The 26,660-nt window shown below is 67.8% G+C and carries 24 protein-coding genes; 20 read left to right on the top strand and 4 right to left on the bottom strand.

Translation table 11 applies throughout. The features are described from left to right. Nucleotides 1-8: 8 nt before the first annotated feature. The 9 genes from folE to QRN53_RS06745 are packed head-to-tail and all read left to right on the top strand — an operon-like array spanning nucleotide 9 to nucleotide 6,954. A complete protein-coding gene (gene folE / locus QRN53_RS06785) occupies nucleotides 9-653 on the top strand; it encodes a GTP cyclohydrolase I FolE (RefSeq protein WP_285243257.1) in 645 nt (214 codons plus the stop codon). A 6-nt stretch (nucleotides 654-659) separates the two neighbouring features. Next, nucleotides 660-1,598 carry a dihydropteroate synthase gene (folP, locus tag QRN53_RS06780; protein ID WP_285243256.1) on the top strand — a complete coding sequence of 313 codons (939 nt, stop codon included), beginning with the start codon at nucleotides 660-662 and terminating at the stop codon, nucleotides 1,596-1,598. 14 nt (nucleotides 1,599-1,612) lie between these two features. After that, nucleotides 1,613-2,005, top strand: a complete 393-nt coding sequence (gene folB, locus QRN53_RS06775; protein ID WP_285243255.1) for a dihydroneopterin aldolase — start codon at nucleotides 1,613-1,615, stop codon at nucleotides 2,003-2,005. Then, on the top strand, nucleotides 2,002-2,547 hold the full coding sequence (folK, locus tag QRN53_RS06770; RefSeq protein WP_285243254.1) for a 2-amino-4-hydroxy-6-hydroxymethyldihydropteridine diphosphokinase: 546 nt from the start codon (nucleotides 2,002-2,004) through the stop codon (nucleotides 2,545-2,547). The genes folB and folK overlap by 4 nt, the downstream gene beginning before the upstream one ends. Further along, the gene (locus QRN53_RS06765) at nucleotides 2,544-3,089 is read left to right on the top strand and encodes a DUF3180 domain-containing protein (RefSeq protein ID WP_285243253.1); all 546 of its coding nucleotides are present in this window, start codon (nucleotides 2,544-2,546) and stop codon (nucleotides 3,087-3,089) included. Before folK ends, QRN53_RS06765 begins: the two co-directional genes overlap by 4 nt. Further along, on the top strand, nucleotides 3,070-3,582 hold the full coding sequence (locus QRN53_RS06760; protein WP_285243252.1) for a PH domain-containing protein: 513 nt from the start codon (nucleotides 3,070-3,072) through the stop codon (nucleotides 3,580-3,582). Before QRN53_RS06765 ends, QRN53_RS06760 begins: the two co-directional genes overlap by 20 nt. Continuing rightward, nucleotides 3,579-5,141: a PH domain-containing protein gene (locus QRN53_RS06755; RefSeq protein WP_502934824.1), complete on the top strand. Its 1,563-nt coding sequence runs from the start codon at nucleotides 3,579-3,581 to the stop codon at nucleotides 5,139-5,141. The genes QRN53_RS06760 and QRN53_RS06755 overlap by 4 nt, the downstream gene beginning before the upstream one ends. Continuing rightward, complete coding sequence (locus QRN53_RS06750) at nucleotides 5,134-6,027, top strand: Rossmann-like and DUF2520 domain-containing protein (protein ID WP_285243251.1); 894 nt, start codon at nucleotides 5,134-5,136, stop codon at nucleotides 6,025-6,027. The genes QRN53_RS06755 and QRN53_RS06750 overlap by 8 nt, the downstream gene beginning before the upstream one ends. Then, a complete protein-coding gene (locus QRN53_RS06745; RefSeq protein WP_285243250.1) occupies nucleotides 6,028-6,954 on the top strand; it encodes a 4-phosphopantoate--beta-alanine ligase in 927 nt (308 codons plus the stop codon). It begins immediately after the preceding gene. A 46-nt stretch (nucleotides 6,955-7,000) separates the two neighbouring features. On the opposite strand, the gene QRN53_RS06740 is transcribed toward QRN53_RS06745, so the two are convergent. Continuing rightward, entirely contained in the window at nucleotides 7,001-7,267 is a 267-nt protein-coding gene (locus tag QRN53_RS06740) for a hypothetical protein (protein ID WP_285243249.1), read from the bottom strand. A gap of 307 nt (nucleotides 7,268-7,574) precedes the next feature. Between QRN53_RS06740 and QRN53_RS06735 the strand changes: the two genes are divergently transcribed. Both QRN53_RS06735 and QRN53_RS06730 read left to right on the top strand, forming a co-directional pair. Next, on the top strand, nucleotides 7,575-8,141 hold the full coding sequence (locus QRN53_RS06735; protein WP_285243248.1) for a type 1 glutamine amidotransferase domain-containing protein: 567 nt from the start codon (nucleotides 7,575-7,577) through the stop codon (nucleotides 8,139-8,141). A 127-nt stretch (nucleotides 8,142-8,268) separates the two neighbouring features. Next, nucleotides 8,269-9,714: a DHA2 family efflux MFS transporter permease subunit gene (locus tag QRN53_RS06730; RefSeq protein ID WP_285243247.1), complete on the top strand. Its 1,446-nt coding sequence runs from the start codon at nucleotides 8,269-8,271 to the stop codon at nucleotides 9,712-9,714. Nucleotides 9,715-9,780: 66 nt separating this feature from the next. Here QRN53_RS06730 and QRN53_RS06725 read toward each other — a convergent pair whose 3' ends face one another. After that, on the bottom strand, nucleotides 9,781-10,617 hold the full coding sequence (locus QRN53_RS06725) for an alpha/beta fold hydrolase (protein ID WP_285243246.1): 837 nt from the start codon (nucleotides 10,615-10,617) through the stop codon (nucleotides 9,781-9,783). Between the two features lie 56 nt (nucleotides 10,618-10,673). Then, on the bottom strand, nucleotides 10,674-11,345 hold the full coding sequence (locus QRN53_RS06720; RefSeq protein WP_285243245.1) for a TetR/AcrR family transcriptional regulator: 672 nt from the start codon (nucleotides 11,343-11,345) through the stop codon (nucleotides 10,674-10,676). A 229-nt stretch (nucleotides 11,346-11,574) separates the two neighbouring features. Between QRN53_RS06720 and QRN53_RS06715 the strand changes: the two genes are divergently transcribed. Genes QRN53_RS06715 through atzF form a run of 5 tightly spaced genes read left to right on the top strand, consistent with a single transcriptional unit; the run spans nucleotide 11,575 to nucleotide 20,275 of the window. After that, nucleotides 11,575-13,080 carry an amino acid permease gene (locus QRN53_RS06715; protein WP_285243244.1) on the top strand — a complete coding sequence of 502 codons (1,506 nt, stop codon included), beginning with the start codon at nucleotides 11,575-11,577 and terminating at the stop codon, nucleotides 13,078-13,080. A gap of 43 nt (nucleotides 13,081-13,123) precedes the next feature. Then, the gene (locus QRN53_RS06710; protein ID WP_285243243.1) at nucleotides 13,124-13,999 is read left to right on the top strand and encodes an urea amidolyase associated protein UAAP1; all 876 of its coding nucleotides are present in this window, start codon (nucleotides 13,124-13,126) and stop codon (nucleotides 13,997-13,999) included. Then, a complete protein-coding gene (locus tag QRN53_RS06705) occupies nucleotides 13,996-14,673 on the top strand; it encodes an urea amidolyase associated protein UAAP2 (protein ID WP_285243242.1) in 678 nt (225 codons plus the stop codon). The genes QRN53_RS06710 and QRN53_RS06705 overlap by 4 nt, the downstream gene beginning before the upstream one ends. An 11-nt stretch (nucleotides 14,674-14,684) precedes the next feature. Further along, on the top strand, nucleotides 14,685-18,416 hold the full coding sequence (gene uca / locus QRN53_RS06700; RefSeq protein ID WP_285243507.1) for an urea carboxylase: 3,732 nt from the start codon (nucleotides 14,685-14,687) through the stop codon (nucleotides 18,414-18,416). After that, entirely contained in the window at nucleotides 18,413-20,275 is a 1,863-nt protein-coding gene (gene atzF / locus QRN53_RS06695) for an allophanate hydrolase (protein WP_285243241.1), read from the top strand. The genes uca and atzF overlap by 4 nt, the downstream gene beginning before the upstream one ends. Here atzF and QRN53_RS06690 read toward each other — a convergent pair. Beyond that, nucleotides 20,253-21,167 (bottom strand): alpha/beta fold hydrolase, encoded by a 915-nt coding sequence (locus QRN53_RS06690; protein WP_285243240.1) that lies wholly within the window; start codon nucleotides 21,165-21,167, stop codon nucleotides 20,253-20,255. The two genes, atzF and QRN53_RS06690, sit on opposite strands and share 23 nt — an antisense overlap. 68 nt (nucleotides 21,168-21,235) lie before the next feature. On the opposite strand from QRN53_RS06690, the gene lysS reads away from it, so the two are divergent. The 4 genes from lysS (at nucleotide 21,236) to QRN53_RS06670 (ending at nucleotide 26,264) form a co-directional block, all read left to right on the top strand. Beyond that, a complete protein-coding gene (gene lysS, locus QRN53_RS06685) occupies nucleotides 21,236-22,774 on the top strand; it encodes a lysine--tRNA ligase (protein WP_285243239.1) in 1,539 nt (512 codons plus the stop codon). Nucleotides 22,775-22,776: 2 nt separating this feature from the next. Next, entirely contained in the window at nucleotides 22,777-22,953 is a 177-nt protein-coding gene (locus tag QRN53_RS06680; protein ID WP_285243238.1) for a hypothetical protein, read from the top strand. A gap of 141 nt (nucleotides 22,954-23,094) precedes the next feature. After that, nucleotides 23,095-23,427, top strand: coding sequence for a histone-like nucleoid-structuring protein Lsr2 (locus QRN53_RS06675; RefSeq protein WP_285243237.1), 333 nt, complete (start codon nucleotides 23,095-23,097; stop codon nucleotides 23,425-23,427). A 344-nt stretch (nucleotides 23,428-23,771) separates the two neighbouring features. Then, a complete protein-coding gene (locus QRN53_RS06670; RefSeq protein WP_285243236.1) occupies nucleotides 23,772-26,264 on the top strand; it encodes an ATP-dependent Clp protease ATP-binding subunit in 2,493 nt (830 codons plus the stop codon). Nucleotides 26,265-26,660: the final 396 nt, after the last annotated feature.

Here is a 26,660-nt window from a genome sequence, read left to right as displayed (position 1 = left end):
CTTTCCCTGTGACTTTCTTCGACGACGACGACGTTTCCGCCTCCGCCGATCACTCGGCGGAGGACGGTCACCGGTCCCCAAAACATGAAAAAGTGGATCGGCCCCGGATCGAGGCGGCCGTCCGCGAGATCCTCCTCGCCATCGGCGAGGACCCGGACCGCGGCGGCCTCGTGGATACCCCCAAAAGGGTTGCGAAGGCGTACGCCGAGGTGTTCGCAGGGCTGCACCACGACCCCGCTGAGGTCCTGTCCACCACCTTTGACCTGGACCACGAGGAACTGGTCCTGGTCAAGGACATTCCGTTCTACTCCACGTGCGAACACCACCTGGTGCCGTTCCACGGGGTGGCGCACGTTGGCTACATCCCGTCGCATGACGGAAAGGTCACCGGGTTGAGCAAACTGGCCCGGCTGGTGGACATCTACGCCCGCCGCCCGCAGGTCCAGGAGCGGCTGACCACGGAGATCGTCGAAGCGATGGTCCGCTACCTCAAGCCCCGCGGGGCGATCGTCGTCGTCGAATGCGAACACATGTGCATGTCGATGCGCGGCATCCGCAAGCCCGGAGCGAAGACCGTCACCAGTGCGGTCCGCGGGCAGCTGCATGACCCGGCCACCCGTGCCGAGGCCATGAGCCTCATCCTCGGAAGGTAACAAACCATGGATTCACTCGCTGCAGCCCCCGGAACGGGGCCCGCAACCTCCCCGCTGCCCATCCTGCGCAAGCCCCGCCCGGCTGCGCGCTTCGAGGACCTCCCCACCGGCCGCACGCTGGTCATGGGGATCCTGAACGTCACCCCGGATTCCTTCAGCGACGGCGGAAAGCACCCCACCGCGGACACCGCAGTCGCGGCCGGCCTGCGGATGCTGTACGCGGGTGCGGACATCATCGACGTCGGGGGCGAGTCCACCCGGCCGGGCGCCGAGGACGTCACGCCGGAGGAAGAGCAGCGGCGGGTCCTGCCGGTCATCCAAGCACTCGTGAAGGCCGGCGCGCTGGTCAGCATCGACACCACCCACGCCTCCACCGCGGCCGCCGCGCTTAAGGCCGGTGCCGCCATCATCAATGACGTCTCCGGGCTGACCATCGAACCGGAGATGGCAGAACTTGTGGCAGCATCCAAGGTTCCGTACGTCCTCACGCACCGCCGCGGGGACGCCCGGACCATGAATTCGCTCGCCGAATACACGGACGTGGCCGGCGAGGTCGTGGCGGAACTGGCAGGGGTGCGGGACAAGCTCTACGCCGCCGGTGTCAGCCCTGAACAGATCATCGTGGACCCGGGCCTTGGGTTCGCCAAAAACGATTCCCACAACTGGGAGCTGCTGCAGAACCTCGACCAGCTGGACAGCCTGGGGCACCGGGTCCTCGTGGCGGCGTCGCGCAAGAGGTTCCTGGGCACGCTGCTAACCGTGGCCGGCAAGTCCGCCGCCCCGGAGGAACGGGACGGGGCCACGGCGGCAATCACCGCCATCAGCGCCGCCCGCGGCGCCTGGGCAGTCCGCGTGCACGACGTCGGGCCAAGCCTTGACGCCGTCAAGGTGGCCTCCCGCATGGCCGCGGTGCCAACGCCGCAGGCCGTACCCAAGACGCACTAGGGCCGGGGGACCCCATGGACAGGATTACGCTGACGGGAGTGACAGCCGTCGGCCATCACGGCGTGTTTGATTTTGAGCGCCGCGAGGGCCAGCCTTTCGTGGTGGACGCCGTGCTGTACCTTGACTTCGCCGCAGCGGCGCAGTCCGACGACGTCAAGGACACCGCGCACTACGGCGAAGTGGCCCAGCGTATTACCGAATGGATCTCCGGGGAACCGCTGAACCTCATCGAAGCCCTGGCCGTGCGGATCGCCGAGGGCCTGCTCACCGAATTTCCGCTCCAGGCGGTGGACATCACTGTGCACAAACCCCAGGCTCCCATCGAAGTGCCCTTCGGCGACGTCGCCGTCACTGTCCACCGGAGCCGTGTTCCCGCCGTCGGCAGCCTGTCCGGGGAGCAGGCATGAACGGCCTGTACACCAAGGCTGTGCTGGCCCTGGGCAGCAACCTTGGCGAACGGAACGAGACCCTCACCGAAGCTGTGGCCGACCTCGTGGACCCGCCCGAAGTTCGGCTCCTGGCAGTGTCCCCGATCGTCCAGACCAAGGCCGTGGGCGGGCCGGCCGGCCAGCCGGACTTCCTGAACATGGTGATCACCGTGGAGACCAGCCTGGATCCGCAGGAACTGCTGGAGCACTGCCAGGCGGTGGAGAACAAGCACTTCCGCGTCCGAGAGGTCCGCTGGGGGCCCCGGACGCTCGACGTCGACATCATCACCTACGGCGACCTGCACAGCGACGATCCCGCGCTGACCCTCCCGCATCCCCGGGCCGCCACCCGCGCCTTCGTCCTGTATCCGTGGTCGCTGATCGAACCCGCCGCCACCCTGAACGGCGAGCGGATCAGTGCGCTGGCGGTCCGGGCCCCGGACTTTGGCGACCTTGCCCCGTTCGACGGTTTCGGGGACTTCGACGGGATGCCGACGGCGGGAGCGGTGGAGCCGCGATGAAACCCATCAACCCGCTGCGCCTGATGCTGATCGGCGTCATACTTGCCGTCGCGGGCTGGTCGGCGACCGTGGTCACCAGCCGCTACAGCATTGCCACGCCTGTCCTGCCCGCCACCGCGCTGGCCACCATGGGCGTCATCGTCATCATCACGCTGATCCTGGGCATCCGGGTCTTGCGCTGGCGCAACAGCCTCAAGCCGGGCAGCAAGGCAAAGAAGACCCAGCTGGATCCGCTGCTGGCCGCGAGGACGCTGATCCTTGCCCAGGCGTGCGCCTATGCCGGAACAGTGCTGCTCGGCTGGCATGCCGGAATCTTCCTGGACCAGTTGAGGATCTGGAGCCTGCGGAGCGACCAGGGCATCACCTGGCTTGCCTTGGCCATGGCCGGCGGCGGCCTGGTGATGATTGTGGTGGGACTCGTGGTGGAGCGGTTCTGCCGCATTCCCCCGGAGGACGGCGACACCACCAGTACCGACGGCAAGGGCCGCCCTGCCCGCGGTGAGGCCGCCGGAGAAGGCGAATATGCATACCGAGGCGATTGACCCGCCCGGTATCAACTGGCAGCGGGTGTCACCACGGTACGTCACGGTCCGGCTCGCGGAGTGGGCCCTTGGCAACCTGGTTGCGGTGCTGGTCCTGTCCGCCCCGCTGGTGTTTGTCCTCCTTGGCTGGTGGTCATGGCCGCCGCTGTGGCTTGCCGTGACCGTCCCTGCGGCGATGCTGGCCGTGGCCCTGTGGCGGCTGGTGCTCATTCCCCGCCAGGTCCGGGCTATCGGCTACGCCGAACGGGATGAGGACCTGCTGGTCAGGGGCGGCATCTTCTTCCAGCGCACCATGGCCGTGCCGTATGGCCGCATGCAGTACGTGGACATCGCCGTGGGGCCCGTGGAGCGCGCTTTGGGCCTGTGCACACTGAAACTCCACACCGCCTCGCCCGGGACCAACGCCCGCGTTCCAGGACTTCCAGCGACCGAGGGCGCCCGGCTCAGGGAAGAGCTGACGGCACGCGGCGAAGCCAGGCTGGCCGGGCTGTGACCGCTGACGGCCGGCCGCCTGCGATGCCGCCTGCAGCGGCCCGCCGGGACGCCACTTCAGCGTCCGACGACGGATGGCTGCGGGTGCACCCCGCCTCGCCGTTCGTCCGGGGCTGGTTTGCCCTGGCCGCCATTGCGTTCTTCTTTGGCCGGGACATCTTTGAACGGGCCCTGCAGGGCCAGCCCGTTTTCGAGGAAGGCCTGGCGCGGCGGGCCCCGTGGCTCCTGGGTGGCGGCGCGGCCGTGCTGGCGGTGGCGGTGCTGGGATTCGTGCTGACCTGGTATTTCACCAAGTACCAGGTGTCCGGCGGCTACGTCCGGGTCACCAGCGGCCTGCTGTTCCGCCAGCACCGGCAGGCGCGGCTGGACCGGGTGCAGGCCATTGACATCGTGCAGCCGCTCCTGGCCCGCATCTTCGGCCTGGCCGAGCTCAAGTTCGAGGTGGCCGATGCCGGCGAGTCGGCGATGCGGCTTGCCTATCTCAAGATCGGCGATGCCCGCCAACTGCGCGCCACCATCCTGGCCCGCGCGTCGGGTGCCGCCGCAGTCGCCGCGCCGGAAGCCGGCGCCGCCTCCCAGGGCGGACAGCCGGCCCGGCCCGCCACCGAGGCGCCGGAATTCGCGGTACTTTCCGTCCCGCCGTCGCGCCTTTTGGGGTCGTTGCTGCTGAGTGAGCAGAGCTTCTTTGTGGTGGCGGGCGGCGCCGCCTCCGTGGTGTTGTCCGCGGTGACGGACAACCGAGCCTTCTACTTTTACCTGGTGCCGGCGGTGCTGGGCCTGGCGGCGGGCTACTGGAATTACTTCAACCGGGGCTACAACTTCACGGCTGCCGTCTCGCCGGACGGCATCCGGCTGAGGTACGGACTGCTGGACACCCAGGCGCAGACCCTGCCGCCCGGCCGGATCCAGGCGGTGAAGGTTGCCCAGTCGCCGCTGTGGCGCCCGTTCGGCTGGTACCGGATGCAGGTGAATGTGGCCGGTTACGGGCACTCGGGAAACGCCGTCGAGGGCAATACCCGGACCATCCTCCTGCCGGTGGGCAGGCTTCCCGACGTCCTGGCCATGCTCTCCCTGGTGCTGCCGGACCCCGGGACGGACCAGCCCGCAGCCGTCTTTGCCGCCGGGTTGAACGGGAGGGATTCCGGCGCCGGGTTCGTCACCACGCCGCAGCGGGCATGGCTGCTTGCCCCCTTTGCGTGGCGCCGCAACGGCTTTGCCGCCACGGAAACCGCCCTGTTGCTCCGCTCCGGGCGCTGGTGGCGGGAGCTTGTGGTGGTTCCCCACCAACGGACGCAGTCACTGGCCCTGCAGCAGGGCCCCGTGGCGCGTCTGTTCCGGGTGGCAGACCTGGTGCTGCACACCACCGCCGGGCCCGTCGCCCCGCGGCTGACCCAGGCCGGGCTGGATGAGGTCCGGCAACTATTCAACGATCAGTCCGCACGTGCACGGCTGGCCCGGAAACGGCAAACCACCGAGCAATGGCTCAGCCAGGTTGCTCCGGCCATTGAACCGGCGAACGCCGGCACTCCACCTCAACAGGAAGGCCAGCAGCATGGCTAAACCCGGACGCCTCGGCGTCGGAATCATCGGCGCCGGCAAGGTGGGCGCCGTGCTTGGTGCAGCCCTGCGCGCTGCCGAGCACGCCGTCGTCGGGGTCTCGGCGGTCTCGGACGCAAGCCGCGAACGGGCTGAGTCCCTGCTGCCGGGCGTCCCCATCCTTGAGGTGCAGGACATCGTGGAGCGTGCCGAGCTGGTGCTGCTGGCTGTGCCCGACGACGCCCTGCCGGGCCTTGTGGAGGGACTGGCGAAGCTCGGCGCCTGGCAGCCCGGCCAGCTGGTGGCCCACACCTCGGGCCGGTTCGGCGTGGGCGTGCTGCACCCGGTGCGTGCCGCCGGTGCCGTGCCCCTGGCCCTGCATCCGGCCATGACATTCACCGGCATGAGCCTGGACCTCACCCGGTTGCTGGACTGCACCTTTGGCGTGACGGCCGATGCCGCCATGCTGCCCATCGCCCAGGCGCTGGTGGTGGAGATGGGCGCTGAGCCGGTGGCCATCGCCGAAGCGGACAGGACCCTCTACCATGCTGCCCTGGCCCATGGTTCCAACCACCTGGTCACCCTGGTGGCGCAGGCGTCCCAGCTGTTGCGCGAGGTAGGGGTGGAGCTGCCGGAGCGCATGCTGGGCCCGCTCCTGCGGGCAACGCTGGAGAACGCGCTGGCCTCCGGCGAATCCGCGCTTACCGGCCCGGTGGCGCGCGGCGACGTGGGGACGGTCCGTGCGCACGCCCAAGCGTTGCGGGAGTTCGACGGCGGCGGGCACGGTGACGTGCTGGAGGCCTACCTTGCGATGGCCCGGGCCACGGCCCTGCGGGCACAGGGCCGTGGACTGCTTAAACCCGACCAGCTGAAGGGGCTGCGCGAGGCCCTCGATCCGAAGGAGGACTGAATGTCCATTCAACTTGTCACCACCGTCGCCGGGCTGCACGCCGAGAGCGCCCGGCTCCTCAGCGCCAGGCGTGGCGCCTCACAGGGACTGGTGCCCACCATGGGCGCACTCCACGAAGGCCATGCAGAGCTGGCGCGTACCGCCGTCGAGCACAACGACCTCGTGGTGGCGAGCATCTTCGTCAACCCGCTGCAGTTCGGCGACGCCGTGGACCTGGACCGCTACCCACGGACGCTTGAGGCGGACCTTGCCTTGCTGGAGGAACAGGGCGTGGACCTGGCCTTCGCGCCCTCCGTGGAAGAGGTGTATCCCGGCGGGGAACCCCTGGTGCGGATCACGTCCGGCCGCCTCGGCGAGAAGTGGGAGGGCGCATCGCGTCCCGGCCATTTCGACGGCGCGCTGACCGTGGTGGCGAAACTGCTGCATTACGGCATGCCCGCGGCGGGTCTTCCGGCCGGGTCCGCGGACGCAGCTTCGCCCGGCGGACTGCCGGCGTACCGGGCCTACTTTGGGCAGAAGGACGCCCAGCAGCTGGCCCTGGTGCGGCGGATGGCGGCGGACCTGAACTTCCCGGTGGAGATCGTCGGCGTGCCCACGGTGAGGTCGGCGGACGGGCTGGCCTTGTCCAGCCGCAACCGTTTCCTGTCCCCGGACGAGCGGGAGGCCGCGCTGGTCTTGTCCCGGGCGCTGCGGTTGCTCGAGGAGCGCGCGAACGCCCACGAGCCGCTGGACCTTGAATCGGCACTGGCCTTGGTGGAGTCCCAGCCGCTGGTGGAACTGGACTACTTCGATGTGGTGGACCCCGGCACGCTCGAGCCGTTGGCCGAGAACTGCAGGGAGACCCCGTTCCGCGGCGACGCCCTGGCCCTCATCGCCGCAAAGGTGGGGCCGGTCCGCCTGATTGACAACATGCCGCTGAGTTCCTGAGCGCCTTCCCGGGCGCTGTGGCTTGGCGCCGGCGGACGTGCCCGGACTACAAGCCTGACCTGTCCGGGCTGCTCATGAGTTGCTCCAGCAGCGCGCGCTCCGGACGCCCGGGATTCCTGGCCACGCACCCGCGAAGCCGGTCCCGGACCCACTCTTCCCGGGGATCCTTGCTGCAGAGCACCTCGTCGATGATCTCCTGGGCCTGCCATCGGAGCGATTCGATGGCGAACTGCCGGACTTCCTCGGGGGTGTCGCCGGACATCCAGGGGTCCGGGTCCGAGGGAACGCCCTGGAACATCCGCTCTACTGTCATCGGGGCCTCCTTGCACCAATCCGAAGTGGCCCGTGGGTGGCCGCTGCGGCGTCGAGAGCACTGCGCGTAGGTGAAACCTTACTGCCGGAAACCGGGTTCTGTCTGTACCCCAATCCCGCATAAACCCGCAGCACCAGAGTCGAAGGTCCCGAGCATCCGGTGAAGCGATTTGCTTGCATAACCCAATATAGTCAGCTTGCTTATTACTTTCACCTTTCCTAGGGTGGAAATTGTCAGGAATTCAACTCTGGAAGCGGATCTCCGTACGCCGTACCGGCGCGTGGTCCGCCCCAGGCAAGGAGGAGCAATGTCAGAGCACAGCATCGCAGGCAAGAAGGTCGCATTCCTTCTCACTGACGGCGTGGAGCAGGTGGAGCTCACCAGTCCTTGGCAGGCCGTGAAGGACGCCGGCGGCGAGCCCACCCTGCTGGCACCCAAGAGCGGCAAGCTGCAGGGCTACAACGGCACGGACAAGGGCGACACCTTCGACGTCGACCTCACGGTGGCGGAAGCAGATGCCTCCGACTACGACGCACTGGTCCTTCCCGGCGGCGTCGTCAACGCCGACCACCTGCGCGTCGACAAGGACGCCCAGAACTTCACCCGCAGCTTCTTTGAACAGCACAAGCCGGTGGCATCGATCTGCCACGGTCCGTGGCTGCTGATCGAGGCCGGCGTGATCAAGGGCCGCAACGTGACGTCCTACTTCACCCTGGAAACCGACCTGAAGAACGCAGGCGCCAACTGGACCGACCAGGAAGTGGTGGTGGACCAGGGCCTGGTGACCAGCCGCAACCCGGATGACCTCCCGGCATTCAACAGCAAGTTGGTGGAGGAGATCTCGGAAGGCCGGCACGCGGGCCAGACGGCCTAAACCCCTACTGTTCCCTCAGGGTTTAGGAGACATCCCCGTGCCGGGGAATTACTCCAACGGGTAGAGTGTTGGCATCTGCAGCGGCGCCGGCCCGCGCATCACTTTCAAAACCCCTGAGGGAATACCCATGTCTACCGAAGTCTCTCCCAATGCAGGCACCCGCACCGCTGTGCCGGAGAAGATGTCCCGGGAATCGGTGACCATCATCAGCACGCTGCTGGTGGCGACGTTCGTAGTGATCCTCAATGAGACCATCATGAACGTCGCCCTGCAGCGGCTCATGGTGGACCTGCGCGTGGACGCGCCCACGGTCCAGTGGCTGTCCACCGGGTTCATGCTCACCATGGCCGTGGTCATCCCCACCACCGGCTTCATCCTGCAAAGCCTGTCCACCCGGGCCGTGTTCATGCTGGCCATGGGCCTGTTTGCCGGCGGTACCGCACTGGCGGCCGTGGCCCCCGGGTTCGAAGTCCTGCTGCTCGCGCGCATCGTCCAGGCAGGCGGCACGGCCATCATGCTCCCGCTGCTGATGACCACCATCCTCACCTTGGTTCCGCTCGCCAAGCGCGGTGCCGTCATGGGCAACGTCAGTATCGCCATCTCGGTCGCCCCCGCCATGGGCCCAACTGTTTCAGGGCTGATCCTTGAGCACTTCACCTGGCGCTTCATGTTCGTGTTCGTGCTGCCGGTAGCCCTCGCGGCCCTGGCTATCGGCGCGAAGTTCCTCACCAACGTGGGCGAGGCGGAGAAGACCAAGCTGGACTTCCTCTCCGTGCTCCTCACTGTCCCGGCCTTCGGCGGCCTGGTCTACGGGCTCAGCCAGATCGGCGGCGGCGGCCAGGCCGGGCCTGGCGCCGCAGCCATCGCAGCCCTGGTGATCGGCGTGGCTGCCCTGGCGGTTTTCGTCCTCCGCCAGGTCCGCCTGCAGAAGTCCGCTGCCCCGCTGCTGGACCTGCGCGCCTTCAACTTCCGGATGTTCACCGTCTCGGTCCTGTTGATGGTGGTGGCCATGATGGCACTGTTCGGCGGGGTCATCCTCCTGCCGCTCTATCTTCAGGAAGTCCGGGGCCTCGGCTCGTTGGAAACCGGACTCGCGCTGCTCCCCGGCGGCCTGGCCATGGGCCTGCTCGGACCGGTGATTGGCCGCGCGTTCGACAAAGTGGGCCCGTTCCCGCTCACCGTGACCGGGTCCATCCTGATGGTGGTGACGCTCTGGCAGTTTTCAATGCTCGACGCCGGCACGGCGGTGTGGTGGATCATCACGTTGCACGTCGGGCTGAGTTTCGGCTTGGCCCTGCTGTTCACCCCGGCCTTCACCACCGGGCTGAACCCGCTGCCGCCGCACCTCTACTCGCACGGCTCCGCGATCATGAGCACCACCCAGCAGGTGGCCGGCGCTGCCGGCACGGCGCTGCTCGTGTCCATCTTCGCGGTGGTGAGTGCGGCGTCGGGACTCGTCGCCGGGATGAGCGCCGCTTTCCTGACGGCAACGGTCATAGCCCTGGCCGCCGTCGTGCTGTCCGCAATGATGCGCAGGACCGAAGGCGCCGGACCGGGACACGGCGCGCACTAGCCCAACTGGCTCGCAGTAGTTGTCGTTTTGAGCGGTCAAAACGACAACTACTGCGAGTTACATGGGTCAGCCGGCGAAGAACTCGCTCAGTTCCTTGATCAGCTTGTCCGGGGACTTGATGGCGCCGTCGTGCCCGAAGCCGGGCAGGATGGTGTAGCTGGAGCCGGAGAGGACGTCGTGGATCTGGCCGCAGGCGATGCCGAAGTACGCAGGGCTCTTCTCGCCGACCACAATCAGCGTCTCCAGCGGGAGTGCCTGGAACGGTTCGGCCGGCATGTCGGCGGCAATGATGGCTTTGATTTCCCGGACGCCTGTGCGCATCAGTTCGCGTTGCTGCTTGCCTTCGGTGGTGCCCGCGGTCAGCTTGTTGGCCAGGGTCAGCATGGACAGCGGCATGCGCGAAGAAAATGCACCGCCGGCTTCCAGGCCGCGCTGGATCACGGCGAGGGCACGGTCGTCGTCCTTGGCGGCGATGGCACGCTCATATTCCACGATCCAGTCGGCAGTGACGCTGCCGTTCACGGAGACGGCGGGGTCGTAGACCGCCAGCCGCTCCACCGGCAGGGTCCGGGCCGCGTGCAGGGCCACTGCGCCGCCGAAACTGTGGCCGAAGACGTCCGTGCTGGCGGTGTGCTTCATGACCGTGTCCAGGTCCCGGATGTCCACGTCGAGCGTGTAATCCTCGGGCTGCGGGGACGATGTGCCGCGGCCGCGACGGTTGAAGGTATGCACCGGGCGGCCCAGGGCGGCGCTCAGTTTCTGGGCAAACTTGGTGTAATCCGCAGCCGTCACCATGGAAGGCGGCACCACCACCACGCCCGAACCTGCCGAAGCCAGTTCCGCGCCGGTGGAGAAGAGCTCCACAGTGCCGCCGTCGGGGGTCCTGATGTTCTCTCGCGTCATGTTCCGAGCCTAGCCGAGCAAGCCGGGTGCGGGCATCACGGACGGCACGGCCGGCCTCAGGCGAGCCGCTCGATCAGCTCCCGGCTGGCCGCGCGGATGGCCGGCAGTTCCGGGCCGAGGCCGCAGAGGATGAGCCCGGCGTCCGCCGCCTGCAGTGCCGATTCTGCGTTGGCGGCTCCATCGGCGCGAAGGTAGATCAGCGATTCGACCAGGCGGAACGTGAAGTCGCCGCCGTCCGGACCCGGGGCGGCGGCAGGCAGGCCGCTGCCAAGTTCTCCGTAGAGCCGCCGCAGTTCGCGCCGGTGGGCCAGGAACCGGGCAAAGCGCGTGCTCCGGACCTCGGGCAGGTGGTACAGGACGCCGACGTTCCAGCGTGCGCTGCACAGCTGCGTGCCGTCATAAAGCGCGACGGCGTGCAGCCGGCTTCCGGCCGGGCTTTCGGTTCCTGCGCTGCCGGCGGGCAGTGCGGCCACGGCCCGGGCAAACTCCAGGCCGCCGGACACCGTTCCCTCGAGCAGGTCCTCCAGGATGTCGTCCTTGGTCTTGAAGTGGTGGTAGAGCGATGACTGCCGGATCCCGACGGCGTCCGCGATGGACCGGGTGGAGGTGCTGGCGAAACCCTGGGTGGTGAACAGTTCCGCCGCGGCGTCGAGGATTTCGTCGCGGGCGGTGGCGCCTGGCCGTGAGGGCTGTTGGTGGCGGGGGCGTCCCGGTCCGGCGTAAGTCACCGACTCATTCTTGCACCGCCAGGCGGGCTCGAAGGTGCCCTGCGGCGGCGGTGAGGGGACGGAAATGTCCCCGAAACAAGATGTCTATCCGCCTTTTACAGAGGTGAAACTGTTTGGGGACATCGCGCTGGAAAACTATCAAGTGACCGGTAATCCGCAGCCTTCGGCCGAGCGCTGCACTGCCGGAAGGCTTCGCACCCAAGATCCCTTTCCAGCCCCGGAGATTCCCATGACATCAACCGTTCTCCCCACCGTCCACCAGGACGATGCCGACCTGACGTCCCTTGGCTACCAGCCCACCCTGCACCGAAAGCTCGGCCGCTACGCTTCCTTTGCCGCCGGTTTCTCATTCGTCTCCATCCTCACAACCATCTTCCAGCTCTTCGCCTTCGGCTACTCCTTCGCAGGTCCCGCGTTCTTCTGGACCTGGCCGGTAGTGCTGGTGGGCCAGCTCCTCGTGGCCCTCAACTTTGCCGAACTCGCCGCCCGCTATCCGCTCTCCGGAGCTGTCTACCAGTGGGCGCGGCGCGTCGGCGGGGAAGCGGTTGGCTGGTTTGCCGGCTGGTTCATGGCCATCGCGCAGGTGGTCACCGCCGCCGCAGCAGCCATTGCCCTGCAGGTGGTCCTGCCCCAGCTGTGGGACGGTTTCCAGGTGGTGGGAGGCGACCCCGCCCTCAACACGGTCACCGGGGCTTCGAACGCCGTAATCCTGGGCGCCGTCCTGCTGGTGGCCACCACCATCATCAACTCCCTGGGCGTCAAGCTCATGGCACACGTGAACTCCGTCGGTGTCACCTGCGAAATCGTCGGCGTCGCGGCCGTGATCCTTGCCCTCATCAGCGCCGCCCAGCGCGGTCCGGACGTGGTGGCAGACACCACCGTCCTCCAAGGCTCAGACCTCGGCGCCGTAGGAGCCTTCCTGGTCTCGGGACTCATGGCCGCGTACGTCATGGTGGGCTTCAACTCCGCCGGCGAGCTGTCCGAGGAAACCAAGGACCCGCGCCGCACCGCCCCACGGACCATCCTCTCCGCCCTGCTCATCTCCGGCATCGGGGGCGCCCTGATGATCATCACCGCCCTGATGGCCGCCCCCAGCCTCGACGACGGCCGCCTCGCCACCGAGGGACTGCCCTACGTCCTCACCGCCGTCCTGGGCACCTTCTGGGGCAAGGTCCTGCTGGTTGATGTCGCCATCGCCATCTTCGTCTGCACCCTGGCGATCCAGACCGCCGGTTCCCGGCTCGTATTCTCGATGGCCCGCGACGGCAAGCTCCCGGCGTCGGCACTGCTCTCCTCCGTCCACCCCACCCGGGGCACGCCCATGTGGCCCTCCATCGTGATCGGCGCGCTGGCTGTAGCCGTGCTGGCCATCAACGTGGGCAACGCCGCGCTGTTCACCACCCTCTGCAGCGTCTGCATCGTGATGGTCTACATCGCCTACCTCCTGGTCACGGTCCCGCAGCTGGCCAACCGGCTCCGCGGGGATTGGGACCGGGTGGGGCAAACCATGCCCGCCGGCCTCTTTTCACTGGGCCGCTGGGGACTTCCGGTCAACATCCTCGCCGTCCTCTACGGGGGCGTCATGGTGGTCAACCTCGCCTGGCCCCGGCCCGAGGTGTACGACCCCTCCGGCGACAACGGACTCCTCCTGTGGTCCGCACCGCTGATGGTCGCCGCCGTCCTGCTCCTGGGCCTTTGGGTCCGGAACAGGAACCTGGCCGCCGCCAAAGCCTGATAGCCACGTACTTCATCGATCCCGACAGACACCAGGACTGACCATGACACAGACCATCGAAACGGCCGCCACCGGCACCGCCACCACCGCCGGCGCCCGCGCCCACGCCAGGGAACAGCACGGCAAGACCGCCGAAACCATGCGTTTCGTCCCCGCAACCTCAGCGCCGGCCCGCCTCCTGGCAGGACTGCCCGACGCCGCCTCACCCACCTGGGCGGAGTCGCTCGCCTTCGGCCGCTACACCGCCATGGCACTGGGCCGCGGCACCCGCCTCAGGCTCACGGACACCGCCGGCGACGCCTGCGTGCATACCCTGATGTACCGTTCGGGCGCCACGCAGGAACGCCTGAACGTCGCAGACACCGTCAAGGTCCCGTGGCAGGCCTACCCCGCTGCAGGCCACCCGTTGCTCTCCGACGCAGGCCGGCTGATGGCCACGATCGTGGCAGACACCTCCGCACGCCACGACGCCCTCACGGGGGCCACCACCCTCGCCGGAAACACCGCAAAATACGGAGCCGGGACCGTCCACAGCGCCTCACCCGCCGCCCGCGAACTGCTGACGCTGGGCGCCCTGAAGAACGGCCTGGGCCCGCGGGACGTCGCTCCGTCACTGTCCTTCTTCAAGGGCATCACCGTTGACCCGGCCGGCAGCATCGCCTTTTCCGGCAGCGCCGGGCCCGGCGCCGTCGTCGAACTCCTCCTCCACATGGACGCCGTGCTGGTCCTGGCCAATACCGCCCATCCGCTGGACCCGCGCACGGACTTCGCCGGAACCGCCGTCGACATCGTCGCCTGGCACGCTCCGCAGGACCTCGCCGCCCTGGAGGCCGGCAACCTGACCGGCCCGCTGGCCCCCGAGCACCTCCAGGCCCTCCGCAACACCGACCACGACCTCGCCGCAAGGAACGCCCGATGAACACTGCCCTTGACACCAAGACCCTCCCGGACGCGGGGGCAACAGCGCTGGTCGCCGGCGAATTAGTCCTCGATGAACTCGTTGAAGCCCGCGGCCCCTGGTCCGCCGTCGTGGCCGCCGGTGACGTCCTGACCATCGTTGACCTCGACGGAAACCAGGCCGTGGACTGCCTGCTCTACGCCGCGGGGGACACCACCGTTCGCTACTCAGCCGCCGCCACCATCGCGGCGCAGCGGTCGATCGTCCTGACCACCGGATCCGTCCTCAGGGCAGACACCGGCACGCCGCTCATGACTGTCGTCGCAGATGAGGTGGGCGTGCACGACACCATCGGCGGTGCCTGCTCGCAGGAATCCAACACCCTCCGGTACGGCCAGCACACCCGCGAACAGCACGCCTGCGTGGAGAACTTCCTGATCGAGGGTTCGCGCTGGGGCCTTGGCAAGCGGGACCTGGTGTCCAACATCAACTGGTTCATGAACGTCCCGGTGGATCCGGACGGCGCCCTGGGCATCGTTGACGGGTTGTCCGCTCCCGGCAAACGGGTGGCCCTGCAGGCCCAGGTGGACACCCTGGTGCTCGTTTCCAACTGCCCGCAGGTCAACAACCCCTGCAACGGTTTCAACCCAACCCCCGTCCGCATGATCATCACCCGGCCGGAGGCTGCACTGTGACCAGCAAGACCGTGAACACCTTTGACACCCTCCTGATCGCCAACCGCGGCGAGATTGCCTGCCGCATCATCGAATCCGCCAAAAAGCTGGGGCTGCGCACCGTGGCCGTCTTCTCCGAAGCGGACCGCGGCGCCAAGCACGTCCGGCTCGCCGACGAGGCGGTGCTCCTGGGCCCCGCCCCGGCCAAGGAGTCCTACCTCCGCATCGAGGCGATCCTGGCCGCGGCCAAAGCCACCGGCGCCGGTGCCATCCACCCCGGTTACGGGTTCCTCTCCGAGGACGCCGCCTTCGCCGAAGCAGTGGAAGCCACCGGGCTGGTGTTTGTTGGCCCCACTCCTGAGCAGCTGCGCATCTTCGGCACCAAACACACAGCGCGCGACGCCGCACGGGCGGCCGGGGTGCCCATGATCGCCGGTTCCGGGCTGCTTGAGGACGTGGACGCTGCCGTCGAAGCCGGCAGGACGATCGGGTTCCCGCTCATGCTCAAGGCCACCGGCGGTGGCGGCGGCATCGGCATGACAGTGTGCCGCTCCGAGGAGGAACTCGCAGAAAGCTTCCCCCGCGTGGCCCGCCTGGCAAGCGCCAGCTTCGGCACCGCCGGAGTCTTCGCCGAGCGCTACGTGGAGAACGCCCGGCACGTCGAGGTCCAGGTCTTTGGCGACGGCGAGGGTCGGGTGGTCAGCCTGGGCGACCGCGATTGTTCACTGCAGCGCCGCCACCAGAAAGTCCTCGAGGAGGCCCCCGCCCCGGACCTCCCCGCGGATCTCCGCGAGGAACTTCACCGCAGTTCCCGTGCCCTCTGCGCTTCCGTTAACTACCGCTCCGCCGGCACGGTCGAGTTCGTCTACGACTCCGCCCGCAAGGAAGCCTCCTTCCTGGAAGTCAATGCCCGGCTCCAGGTGGAACACCCCGTCACCGAGGCCGTAACCGGAGTGGACCTGGTGGACTGGATGCTCCGCCTGGCCCAGGGCGGCGCCGAAGCGCGCACGGTGTTGGCCCAGGTCCCGGATGCGTTGCCGGTGTCAGGCCACGCCGTGGAAGCGCGCGTCTACGCGGAGGACCCGGCCCGCGGTTTCCAGCCGAGCGCCGGAACTGTCACCAACGCCGCCTACCCCGGCCCGGCAGGAGCGCGGGTGGATGCGTGGGTGGAAACCGGCACGGAAGTTTCCACCAACTACGACCCCCTCCTGGGCAAGATCATCACCTCCGGCGCAAGCCGCGCCGAGGCCTTCGACCGGCTCGCCGCAGCACTGGAAAGCACCCGGATCGACGGCATTGAGACCAACCTCGGCATGCTCCGCGCCGTCACCGGAATGGACGTGGTCCGCACGGTGGGCCACTCCACCAGCACCCTGGACTCAGTGGGGGATCCCGAACCGCGGATCACCGTGGAACGCCCCGGGCTGCAGACCAGCGTGCAGGACTGGCCGGGCCGCACCGGGCTCTGGCAGATCGGCGTTCCGCCGAGCGGCCCCATGGATGACCTTTCCTTCCGCCTGGGCAACAAGGCGCTGGGCAACCCCGAAGGAGCCCCGGGCCTGGAGTTCACCATGACCGGCCCCAGCCTGGTGTTCACGCATGCCACCACCGTCTGCGTTACCGGCGCAGAGGTCACCATAACGGTCGACGGCGTGGAGGTGCCCGCCTGGACGCCCGTGACCGTGCCGGCCGGCGGAACGCTCGACGCCGGCACCGCCACCGGCAAGGGCCTGCGCGGCTACATCCTGTTCCAGGGCGGCCTGGACATCCCCGCCTACCTGGGCAGCGCCTCCACCTTTACCCTGGGGCAGTTCGGCGGCCACGCCGGACGGGTGCTGCGCGCCGGGGACGTGCTCCGCGCGGTCAAACCCGCTACGGGCGCACCGGCAGGCGTCCCGGCCGCGCCGGTGCCCGCCGACAACCGCCCCGCCCTGGTATCCACCTGGGAACTGGCCGTGGCCGAGGGGCCGCACGGTGCCCCCGAGTTCTTCCAGCGCGAAGACATCGAGGAACTGTACGCCGCGGAGTACGAGGTGCACTTCAACTCAGCCCGCACCGGCGTCCGCCTCATTGGCCCCAAACCCCGCTGGGCACGGACCGACGGTGGCGAGGCGGGCCTGCACCCGTCCAACATCCACGACACCGCCTACTCCGTGGGAGCCTTGGACTTCACCGGCGACACCCCCATCCTGCTTGGCCCGGACGGACCCAGCCTCGGCGGATTCGTCTGCCCGGTCACTGTGGTTACCGCCGAGCGCTGGAAACTGGGCCAACTCCGCCCGGGGGACAAGGTCCGGTTCGTGCCCATTAAAGCCAGCCAGGCGCCGTCGGCCACGGACCTGGGACCCGGCCGCCAGCTGGTCCTCCCGGCCGACGCCGGGTGGCCGGGCAATGCCCTGCCGACGGGCTCTTCGGCAGAGCAGCGGCTGGTCCGCGGAGATGGCGACGACGGCGTGCTGGGCCGGGTGCCGGAAGAAACCGGCCGGCCCGCCGTCACCTACCGCCGCTCCGGCGATGACAACCTCCTGGTCGAATACGGCGACATGGTGCTGGACCTTGGCCTGCGCGCCCGGGTTCATGCCCTGCACCAGCAGATCGAGGGGCTCCGGGTGCCCGGCATCGTGGACCTCACGCCGGGAATCCGGTCGCTGCAGATCAAGGTGGATCCCTCCGTCCTGTCCACCACCCGGCTCCTGGACCTGGTCCAGGAGGTTGAGGCGGCGCTGCCTGCCAGCTCCGAGCTGGTGGTTCCCAGCCGCACCGTCCGGCTGCCGCTCTCCTGGGACGATCCCGCCACCCGCGAAGCGATCGAACGCTACATGGCCGGCGTCCGGGATGATGCCCCTTGGTGCCCCTGGAACATCGAGTTCATCCGCCGGATCAACGGCCTGGACTCCGTCAACGACGTCTTCGACACCGTCTTCAACGCCGAGTACCTGGTCCTGGGCCTGGGCGACGTGTACCTGGGCGCGCCCGTAGCCACGCCGCTGGACCCGCGGCACCGCCTGGTCACCACCAAGTACAACCCGGCGCGGACCTGGACCCCGGAGAACGCGGTGGGCATCGGCGGGGCGTATATGTGCATCTACGGCATGGAAGGTCCCGGCGGCTACCAGTTCGTGGGCCGCACCACCCAGGTGTGGTCCCGGTACGCCGATTCCGCTCCGTTCGAACCCGGATCGCCATGGCTGCTCCGCTTCTTCGACCGGATCTCCTGGTACCCCGTCAGCCCCGAGGAACTCCTGGACCTGCGCGCCGACATGGCCGCCGGACGCGGCCGGGGCGTGGAGATCGGGGACGGCACGTTCTCGCTCGCTGAACACGAGGCGTTCCTGGCCGAAAACCGCGCGTCCATCGATGCGTTCCGGGAAAAGCAGGGTGCGGCGTTCGCGGTGGAACGGCAGGCCTGGGCCGACGCCGGCGAGTTCGACCGTGCCGAGGCGCTGGCCGCCGTCGCCGCCCCCGCAGCGGATGACGTGGTGGTTCCGGACGGCGGGTCCCTTGTCTCCGCCCCGTTCGCCGCCAGCGTCTGGAAGGTGGACGTAGCCGAAGGCGACCGCGTGGTCAGGGGGCAGCCCCTGGTGTCCCTGGAGGCCATGAAGATGGAAACAGTCCTGGAGGCACCATGCGACGGCGTGGTGCTCCGGGTCCTGCCGGTGGCCGGCTCCCAGGTGGTTGCCGGCGAGGCAGTGGTTGTCCTTGGCGGCACCGACCTGCCGCTGATCGAGGTTGAGGACCTGGAACTGGAAGGGGCGACGGTATGAGCCCGGCACCCACAGGCGCCGCCACGCGGCGCGCCGAAGCAGCATTCGCCGCGATTGAAGCCGTGGACCGGCCCGAAATCTGGATAACGCTCCGCAGCCGCGGGGACGTCCTGGCAGAAGCGGCATCCATCGACGCCGCCGTGGCCAGGGGTGCGGACCTGCCGCTGGCCGGGCTGTTGCTGGCCGTCAAGAACAACGTTGACGTGGCCGGGATCCCCACCACGGCGGCCTGCCCGGGTTTCGCATACGTGCCGGAGCAGGATGCCGAAGCCGTGGCGCGCCTCCGCGCCGCCGGTGCCCTGGTACTGGGGGCCACCAACCTTGACCAGTTCGCCACCGGCCTGGTGGGGACCCGCAGCCCCTACGGCGCCGTCCGCGATTCCCGCCGGCCGGACCGGATTTCCGGCGGGTCCAGCTCCGGTTCCGCCGTGGCCGTGGCGCTGGGCCTGGTGGACATCGCCATCGGCACCGACACTGCCGGCTCGGGCCGGGTACCGGCAGGCCTGCAGGGCATCGTTGGAATCAAGGCAACCCTGGGCGTGGTCTCCACGGCGGGGGTGGTGCCGGCGTGCCGCTCCTGGGACGCCGTCACCATCTTCGCCCGGCACCTTGCCACCGCCGAACTCGCCATGGGCGCCATGGCAGGCAACGCCCGGCCGTGGCCCACGGACACAAAGCTCGCCGCACCGGCCCGGCCGCGCGTGGCGTATCCCGCCTCCCTGCCGGCCCTTCCGCCGGCATGGGCCGCCGAGTTCGGCCGCCAAGTGGACCGCCTGCGTGAATCGGGGGTGGACGCGGAACCCATCGAATTCGGCGCGTTCCTCCAGGCTGCGCGCCTCCTCTATGACGGCGCGCTCGTGGCAGAGCGCTTCGCCGCCGTCGGCAGCTTCCTTGAACAGTACGACGGCGGCCGGGACAGCAAGGCGGGAATCGATCCCACGGTGGAAGGCATTATCCGGGCGGCCGGGACAGTGCCGGCGCACCGGTACGTCGCAGACACCGCCAGGCTGTTGGAGCTGAAATCCACTGCCATGGCCCAACTCGAGGGCTTCGATGCCCTCCTGGTCCCCACGGCACCGTTCCATCCCACCCTGGCCGAGGTGGCTGCGGATCCGGTCCGGGTGAACTCGTTGCTGGGCACCTACACGAACTTCTGCAACCTGTTTGATCTTTGCGCCGTGGCTGTCCCGGCCGGCGAGGTGGACGGCGCCCAGTTCGGTGTCACCGTGGTGGGCCGGGCGTTCGATGACGCCGTGGCGGCGGACATCGCCCGCCGGGTGGAAACCACTCCCGCGCCGTCTGGGCTCTTCGCAGCCGGGGCAGCGCCAGGCGCCCCGGCACTGGATGCAACCGCAGGAGCCGCCCGGCCGTCGTCGCCCGTTCCCTGGCCCGTGGCCGCGGGGGCTGCTGCCGTACCGCTGGTGGTGGTGGGCGCGCACCGCAAGGGCCAGCCGCTGGCCCACGAACTGGAGGAACTCGGCGCCTTCTGGGACGGCCACGTCCGGACCGCTGCGCGCTACCGGATGGTTGCGCTGGACACCATGCCGCCGAAGCCGGGCGTCTACCGGTCCGACGACGGCGCCGAGCTGGTGGGGGAGCGGTGGCTGCTGCCGCCCGCAGCCTTGGGGACGTTCCTGGCTTCCCTCCCCGAGCCCATGCTGCTCGGATCGGTCCAGCTCCGCGACGGGACGGCCGCCGTGGGGTTCGCCTGTGACGCCGTGGCCGCCGCGGGCGGGGAGGACATCACCGCCTGGGGCGACTGGCTGGCTGACCGGAGCACGGAACCCCGGCCGCAGACCCTGTGGCGGGACCTGGGAGTTGCCGCCCTCGCAGGCTTCAGCCGCGGGGAACGGGGATAGCTCCAGGAGAATCCGGGCGGGGCGGCCCGTCCGGATTCCCTCCCGTGAAGTAGGCGGAGATATCGGCCACAAGCTCCTTGACCGCCGCCGGGATGGAACCGTGGACGCATTTGGGGGATAACTGGTAGGTGCTCCCCGGGACTGCTGCGTGGAGCCGTTCCGCCGTCACTTTGTAGTAGCTTGGGCTCTTCCCGCCGGCCATGAAGTGGGTGCCGGGAGGCAGCACGCTGAAGTCCCGGGCATGGTCCTTCTCGTCGTACGCGGCCTTCAGCTCGCCCACGCCGCTGGGCATTACCTCGCGGAACATCCTGTTGATTTTGGTGCGGGACAGAACCGCCATCAGGCCCGCCAGCACCGGGTCCGGGATCCGTGCCATGACGGAGCCGGGGCTGGTGGCCTTCGTCATGTACGCCAAGGCGCGGCCCACCTCGCCGTTGTTGACGGCGTCCTCGAACCCACCCAGCCAGCCGGTGTCGATGCTGTCGTCAATGTTCACCGCGGCGTCGTACACCGCGAGCTTGTCCGGCACGTAGCCGATGCCGGAGAACTCCTGCACGGCATTGAGCGCCACTGCGCCGCCCAGGCTGTGGCCCAGGATGTTCCGCGCCCCCGTTGCATCCATCACGGTCCGGACATCGGCGATCTCGGTGGCCATGGAGTAATCAGGCGGCTGCTCGGAGGAGTTGCCCCGGCCGCGCCGGTCATAGACGTCCACCGCCCAGCCGTCGCCCAGGCCTTTCGCCAGTTCAACCGAGAAGGGGCGGTAGATCGAGGCGGTGAGGAACGCTCCCCCGATCAGCACGACGCGCCGCTCTCCCGGCGCATCCTCGGTGCCGTAGCTGTACACAGCCAGCCTGCCGCCGTCGTGCGTTGGAAGTACCCGTTCTTTCACCCGCCCATCCTAGGAGGCAAGCCTGCGGGCCAGCTGAAAGTCCGGGTGGCCAAGTCCCGGTAAACTTGATGATTGTGACTTCCCAAAACACCCCCGCGCCCAAGAACGCCCCGGAGCCCCTCGACGCCAGCGAGCAGATGCGGATCCGCATGGAAAAGCGCGCCAAACTTCTTGAGCGCGGCGCGGAGGCGTACCCCGTGGGAGTGGAACGCACGCATTCCCTCGCCGAGATCCGGGAAAAGTACGCCCACCTCGAGGCAGACGACACCACCGGCGACGTTGTGGGCGTCACCGGCCGGGTGGTCTTCGTCCGGAACACCGGCAAGCTCTGCTTCGCCACGCTGCAGGAGGGCGGGACGGACGGCAAAGGCACGCGCCTGCAGGCCATGCTGAGCCTGGCCAACGTGGGCGAGGAAGCGCTCGCCGAATGGAAGGCCCTGGTGGACCTTGGCGACCACGTGTTCATCAAGGGTGAGGTCATTTCCTCCCGCCGCGGCGAGCTGTCCGTCATGGCCGAATCCTGGTCCATGGCATCCAAGGCCCTCCGCCCGCTGCCGGTCCTGCACGCGGACCTGAACGAGGAAACCCGCGTCCGCCAGCGCTACGTGGACCTGATGGTTCGTGACGAGGCCCGCGAGATGGTCTATACCCGCGCGTCGATCACGCGGTCCATCCGCGAAACGCTGTTCCGCCACCGCTACGTGGAGGTGGAAACGCCCATCCTGAACCTGGTCCACGGCGGCGCACTGGCGCGTCCGTTCGAGACCCACATGAACGCGTTCGACCAGAAGATGACCCTGCGCATCGCCACCGAGCTGTACCTCAAGCGCGCCGTGGTGGGCGGCATCGACCGCGTCTACGACATGGGCCGCGTGTTCCGCAACGAGGGCGTGGACTCCACCCACAGCCCCGAATTCACCACCCTTGAGTGCTACGAGGCCTGGGCAGACCAGTTCGTCATGGCGGAGCGGATCAAGGAGATCATCCTGGACGCCGCTGACGCCGTGGGCGCAGGACGCGTCCTGCAGACCGAGGCGGGGGAGATCAACCTCGACGGCGAGTGGACCTGGCTGGCCGTCTACCCCGGACTGTCCGACGCCGTTGGGCAGGAGATCACGCCGGACACCTCCGCTGAGGTGCTTCGGGAGATCGCAGCTAAGCACGACGTCAAGGTGGATCCCAACTGGGACGCCGAGAAGCTGGCGGTCGAGCTGTTCGGCGAGATCGTGGAGCCCACCCTGCTCAACCCCACCTTCGTGTACGACTACCCGCCCTCGGCCCAGCCGCTGGCCCGCCCGCACCGGGAGGACGGCCGGCTGATCGAGGCCTGGGACCTGATCATCGGCGGTATGGAGCGCGGCACCGCCTTCTCCGAGCTGATCGACCCCGTCATCCAGCGCGAACGCCTCACCGAGCAGTCCCTCCACGCAGCCGCCGGCGACGTCGAAGCCATGCAGCTGGACGAGGACTTCCTGCGCGCCCTTGAGTACGGTGCCCCGCCCATGGGCGGCATCGGCCTGGGCATCGACCGGTTGGTGATGCTGTTCACCGGGGCCGGTATCCGCGAAACCATCCTGTTCCCCCTGCTGAAGCCCGAAGGGCACTGACCATGGAATACGTAGCAGTTATTCTTCCCTCCCTGGTGGTGGGCCTGATTTTCTGGTTTGCCATGAAGGCGATCTTCAACGCGGATAAGGCTGAGCGCCAGGCCGAAGCCCGTGCACAGGCCGAGGCAGATTCCCTCCCGGCACAGCCCGCAGAACGCCCGCGGCCGGATTCACAATAGATTAAATCCCCGCCGACTTTCCGCCTTTATCCACCGGGAACCAAAAGGCGCTTTGACGCGTTGCCAACACAAGAGTCATACTTTTTAGGAAACATCCTGCTTTTCTGAAAACCGAACTTTCCAGCAAGAGGAAGACTTTTAATGGCACAGAAAGTAAACATCATCCTCGTTGATGATCTGGATGGGGGATCCGCAGACGAGAATGTTAAGTTTGGCCTCGATGGGGTCAACTACGAGATTGACCTGTCGGCAGCCAATGCCGCTGAACTCCGGTCTTCGCTGGAGCGCTTCATTGGCGTCGCACGCAAGGCTTCCGGAGCGGCCAGGGCCCAGCGGGCCAAGGCACCCGCCGGCGGCCGGGGCCACGATTCGGCGCAAATCCGGCAATGGGCACGGGACAACGGCTACACGGTTAACAGCCGCGGCCGAATTCAAGCCGAAATCCAGGAAGCCTACCAAAAGGCAAATTCCTAGCCCGGGCTTTAGCTCCGCAGAAACCCCGCTTACCGCCGCCAGGCGGGGCGGGGTTTTTCCATTGTCAAATAAGCCGGCCGGACTGCCCGTGCGGTGCTTTGGCCAATTGGCAATTCGGATCATGCGGCCGCGCCCGCCGGCCGGGAACATTTGGGCCGTTCCCGGCATTGGAACACCCGGCCTGCCCGGGATTCCTGCCCCCGGTATCGCCGGGTGCCGGGCGGCCCGTGGCGCCGCCGCGGTTATTCCCGCAAGCGGCCCGGTTTCCCCTGTGGCGAACACGCTCCACAACTCCGGACCGGGCACGTAGCATCAAAGTACGTCGTAGCTAGGAGTGTGGCGAAATGTTTGAGCGATTTACGGACCGTGCCCGTCGCGTAGTTGTGCTTGCCCAAGAAGAGGCACGCATGCTGAACCACAATTACATCGGTACCGAACACATCCTCTTGGGTTTGATCCATGAGGGTGAGGGCGTTGCCGCCAAAGCTCTTGAGTCCTTGAGCATTTCGCTCGACGGCGTTCGCGAGCAGGTGCAGGAGATCATCGGACAGGGCCAGCAGGCTCCCTCCGGCCACATCCCCTTCACCCCCCGTGCCAAGAAGGTACTGGAGCTCTCGCTGCGCGAAGCCCTCCAGCTGGGCCATAACTACATCGGCACGGAGCACATCCTCCTCGGCCTCATCCGCGAGGGTGAGGGCGTCGCCGCACAGGTGCTGGTCAAGCTCGGCGCAGACCTTAACCGGGTCCGCCAGCAGGTCATCCAGCTCCTCTCCGGCTACCAGGGCAAGGAAACCACCGGTGCAGGCGTCGGCGGCGGCCAGCCCGAGGGCGCACCCGCCGGTTCCGTGGTCCTGGACCAGTTCGGCCGCAACCTGACCCAGGCTGCGCGCGAGAACAAGCTGGACCCGGTGATCGGCCGCGAGCAGGAAATGGAACGCGTCATGCAGGTCCTTTCCCGCCGCACCAAGAACAACCCGGTCCTCATCGGCGAGCCCGGCGTCGGCAAGACCGCCGTCGTCGAAGGCCTGGCCCAGGCGATCGTTCGCGGCGATGTCCCGGAGACCATCCGCGACAAGCAGCTCTACACCCTGGACCTCGGCTCCCTGGTGGCAGGCTCCCGCTACCGCGGTGACTTCGAAGAGCGCCTGAAGAAGGTCCTCAAGGAGATCCGCACCCGCGGGGACATCATCCTGTTCATCGATGAGATCCACACCCTGGTTGGTGCCGGCGCAGCCGAAGGCGCCATCGACGCAGCCTCGATCCTGAAGCCCATGCTGGCCCGCGGCGAGCTGCAGACCATCGGTGCCACCACGCTGGACGAGTACCGCAAGCACATCGAGAAGGACGCCGCGCTGGAACGCCGCTTCCAGCCGATCCAGGTCAAGGAACCCTCCGTGGCGCACGCCATCGAGATCCTCAAGGGCCTGCGCGACCGGTACGAGGCACACCACCGCGTCACCATCACCGACGGCGCCCTGGCCTCGGCGGCAAGCCTCGCCGAACGCTACATCTCGGACCGCTTCCTCCCGGACAAGGCAATCGACCTGATCGACGAGGCCGGCGCCCGGCTCCGCATCCGCCGCATGACCGCTCCGCCGGAGCTCAAGGCAATGGACGAGCGCATCGCCAAGCTGAAGATGGAAAAGGAATCCGCCATCGACGCCCAGGACTTCGAAGGTGCTGCCGCGCTCCGCGACAAGGAGCAGAAGATGATCTCCGAGCGTTCGGAGAAGGAGCGGCACTGGAAGTCCGGCGGCATGGACGACATCTCCGAGGTGGATGAGGACCTCATCGCCGAAGTGCTGGCCAACTCCACGGGCATCCCCGTCTTCAAGCTGACCGAGGAAGAGTCCTCGCGGCTGCTCAAGATGGAAGAGGAACTGCACAAGCGGGTCGTCGGCCAGGACGAAGCCATCAAGGCGCTCTCCCAGGCTATCCGCCGCACCCGTGCAGGCCTCAAGGACCCCAAGCGTCCCGGTGGCTCGTTCATCTTCGCCGGCCCCACCGGCGTCGGCAAGACCGAGCTCGCCAAGGCACTCGCGGAATTCCTGTTCGGTGAAGAGGACGCCCTCATCACGCTGGACATGTCCGAATACTCCGAGAAGCACACCGTTTCGCGGCTCTTCGGTGCCCCTCCGGGCTACGTCGGCTACGAAGAGGGTGGCCAGCTGACCGAGAAGGTCCGCCGCCGTCCGTTCTCCGTGGTGCTGTTCGACGAAGTGGAAAAGGCCCACGCGGACCTCTTCAACTCGCTGCTGCAGATCCTGGAAGACGGCCGCCTGACCGACTCCCAGGGCCGCGTGGTGGACTTCAAGAACACCGTGATCATCATGACCACCAACCTGGGTACCCGGGACATCTCCAAGAGCGTTGCCACCGGCTTCCAGTCGGGAACCGACACGCAGACCGGCTACAACCGGATGCGTGCCCGGGTCACGGAAGAGCTCAAGCAGCACTTCCGCCCCGAGTTCCTGAACCGTGTTGACGACGTCGTGGTGTTCCCGCAGTTGACCCAGGACGAGATCATCGAGATCGTGGACCTGTTCGTCACCCGCCTGGAGAAGCGCCTCAAGGACAAGGACATGGGCATCGAGCTCACCACGGCCGCCAAGGTGCTCCTGGCAACCCGCGGCTACGATCCCGCCATGGGTGCCCGGCCGCTGCGCCGCACCATCCAGCGCGAGATCGAGGACCAGCTCTCCGAGAAGATCCTCTTCGGCGAGATCCACCCCGGCGACATCGTCGTGGTGGATGTCGAGGGCGAAGGCGACGACGCGAAGTTCACCTTCGCCGGCAACGCCAAGCCCCGCATCCCGGAAATCGCCCCGAGCGTCTAAGCGCCACACCCGAAAGCCCCGCCACTCCACAATGAACTGGTCCCCCAAAGTTGGACTTTTAAATGCTTGACGTTTCACTTTAGCGGCCAGCGATCGGCTTGGCTTTTTGAAGAAGGCTCCGTCCTACTAAGGGCGGAGCCTTCTTTGCGTGGAAGTGGACCAACGGCCCCCATCGGCATCCGATGGAACGTCGTGAATCAGGTTTTTCAGTGAGACGTACGCCTGTCACTTAAGCGCAATCAGGGTTAGCCTGAGCCATGGATGGCGGCTATCAACCTCGAAGCAAACTCAGGCTCGTGCTGTGGATCGCAAGCGGCATCCTTGTCGGCGTGGTAGCCGGGTTGACTATGGGATGGCAACTTGCGCCCGCTTTTGTCCTCATCTATTTCGCTGTTG

Origin of the sequence: Pseudarthrobacter sp. fls2-241-R2A-127, from assembly GCF_030209355.1 — a bacterium.
In the GTDB taxonomy this organism is placed as follows: Bacteria; Actinomycetota; Actinomycetes; order Actinomycetales; family Micrococcaceae; genus Arthrobacter.
This window is presented reverse-complemented; position numbering and strand designations above follow the sequence as displayed.